The sequence below is a fragment of the Vibrio sp. 1151_11 genome, assembly GCF_029478525.1.
GTDB lineage: Bacteria > Pseudomonadota > Gammaproteobacteria > Enterobacterales > Vibrionaceae > Vibrio > Vibrio anguillarum.
Map to the genome: position 1 here is coordinate 1 of NZ_SHMN01000071.1, position 2,378 is coordinate 2,378.

Genomic DNA, 2,378 nt, shown 5'->3' on the forward strand with positions numbered 1-2,378 from the left:
GTAAGCGCATCATAAACCCCACATTCTAATCAATATCGGTACGTCCTAAGATCAAATCTCCAACCTCAAGGAGATCTGAAATGGCAAAACGGCGCACCAACAAAGAATGGCAAACCCTGTTTGAAAAATACCAATCCAGCCATCTATCCCAGCGCGTCTTCTGTGAGCGTAACGAGCTAAGTCTGTCTACCTTTTATGCCAAACGCCAGCAGTTACAAACAACAGAGTCAGCCAATATCAGTGGCTTTGTTAAAGCAGAAGTCGTTGAAAAAACGACTCGCTACCAAGTAACTCAAACACCCGTCGCCAACATGACATTATTTATTAATGACGCTGAACTCAGCATTCCACAGGGTACACCTGCCTCGTATCTGGCAGAGTTAATCGGAGCACTGTCATGAAACGAATGTTGAGCGCCCCGAATGTTTACCTGTATCGAGAGTTCGTGGACTTTAGAAAGTCCATCAATGGATTAGCCGCGATTATCGAGTCCGAAACCGATTTGCCGCTCGGCACAGGCGCACTGTTCCTATTTACCAATAAACAACGCGATAAAATCAAAGTGTTGTACTGGGATAAAACGGGCTTTGCCCTGTGGTACAAACGGTTGGAAAAAGCCAAATTCAAATGGCCCAATCAAGAGAAAAAGCAGGTCTACACCCTGACTCAATTTGACTTAGATAGACTGTTATCTGGCTTCACGATAATCGGCCATAAACCGATAAAAATAGACAACTTTACAATGAGTTGAACTCGATAAAAGTGAGTTATACCAAGCCTTGACGTGGTATTTTTAGTATAATCAATGCCATGAAAAAGACGCCCGACATTAACCCAGAAAGCCAAGACATCGCCGAGCTTCAAGCGATGGTGAAAGCGTTGATGTCTGAGAAAAAAGAGTGGCAACAAGAGCGCCAATCCTTAATTGAGCAGTTTAAACTGGCCCTTGACCGTCAATTCGCCAAACGCTCGGAAGCGTTAAAGCCGTATAACGAAGCACAGGGTGACCTCTTTAATGAGGCGGAATGTGAAGTGGCGAAATCGGAAGATGAGGTTATCACCAGCACGACGACGACAATCAAACGTCGTGGTAAACGTCAACCGCTTCCTAAAGACTTGCCACGTGAAATTATCGAGCTTGACCTAGATGAGCACGACAAACAGTGCTCATGCTGCCAACACACTCTGCATAAAATCGGCGAAGACCGCAGTGAAAAGCTGGAGTTCACGCCCGCCGTCCTAAAAGTGTTGGAAGTTGTTCGCCCGAAATACGCCTGTCGTCAGTGTGAACAAAAAGCAGAGACGAGCCATATTCACCAGCAGCCTACACCGATAAGTATCATCCCCAAAAGCTTCGCCACTGAAAGCCTGCTTGCCAATATTATCTTAGGCAAATATCAGTATGCGCTTCCGCTGTATCGTCAGGAAAGCTTGTTCTCCCAGTCAGGTATCGAGTTATCGAGAACCACCATGGCAAGGTGGGTTATCCAAGTGAGTGAAAAGTTCAAACCGCTTTATCAAGCATTAAAAGTACACTTACTTGAACAAGGGGTGGTTCAGGCCGATGAAACGCCGCTCAATGTGCTCAAGGAAGAGAAGCAATGTTACATGTGGTTGTACTGCTCGGGAGCCGACTCCCCTGAAGCTAAACTCCCTGACATGAAAAATATCGTCTTGTTCGACTATCAAAACAGTCGCGCGAGAGCGTGTCCTGTGAACTTCTTGGGTGATTACTCAGGCTATCTGCAAAGTGATGGTTACGCGGCTTATGATGGATTAACCAACGTCACCAATGTCGGTTGCTTCGCTCATGCACGTCGTAAGTTCATGGAAGCGAAGAAGCTTCAGGGCAAGGGTAAAACAGGTAAAGCGGATGTGGCGTTAGCCAAAATCCAAAAGCTGTACGCACTGGAATCCCGATTAAAACTCGCTTCGGTCGAAGAGCGTTGGTCAGAAAGACAAGCGCAGGCTAAACCGATGTTGGATGACTTCTATGACTGGTTAACCACGCAGAAAGTCATCGAATCGAGTCCTCTTGGTAAAGCCATCAAGTACACCTTGGGTCAGTGGCCTAAGCTGATACGCTATGTTGAAGATGGGCATTTATCTATCGACAACAACCGAGCGGAACGCGCAATCAAATCGCTGGTCATTGGCAGAAAAAATTGGTTATTCTCGACGAATCCGCTTGGTGCTGATGCGAGTGCTTTGCTGTATAGCATCATCGAGACGGCGAAAGCGAACGGACTGATACTCTACGATTACATGGTCAAATGTATGAAAGAACTGGCAAAGCCAGAGCCTGATATTAACTCTCTTCTGCCTTGGAACGTCTCACACTGAAATTAAAACGCCCCGTGGGATTATGGGGCGCATAC

3 protein-coding genes are annotated in these 2,378 nt (G+C 46.4%); all 3 read left to right on the forward strand.

Features of this window, described 5'->3' with window-relative positions:
• Positions 1–80 precede the first annotated feature (80 nt).
• Genes EXZ60_RS18730 through EXZ60_RS18740 form a run of 3 tightly spaced genes read left to right on the forward strand, consistent with a single transcriptional unit; the run spans position 81 to position 2,343 of the window.
• On the forward strand, positions 81–401 hold the full coding sequence (locus tag EXZ60_RS18730) for an IS66 family insertion sequence element accessory protein TnpB (protein WP_170899888.1): 321 nt from the start codon (positions 81–83) through the stop codon (positions 399–401).
• Positions 398–751: an IS66 family insertion sequence element accessory protein TnpB gene (gene tnpB, locus EXZ60_RS18735; protein WP_170899889.1), complete on the forward strand. Its 354-nt coding sequence runs from the start codon at positions 398–400 to the stop codon at positions 749–751. Before EXZ60_RS18730 ends, tnpB begins: the two co-directional genes overlap by 4 nt.
• 59 nt (positions 752–810) lie before the next feature.
• Positions 811–2,343 (forward strand): IS66 family transposase, encoded by a 1,533-nt coding sequence (locus EXZ60_RS18740; protein WP_170899890.1) that lies wholly within the window; start codon positions 811–813, stop codon positions 2,341–2,343.
• The last annotated feature ends 35 nt before the right edge of the window (positions 2,344–2,378 follow it).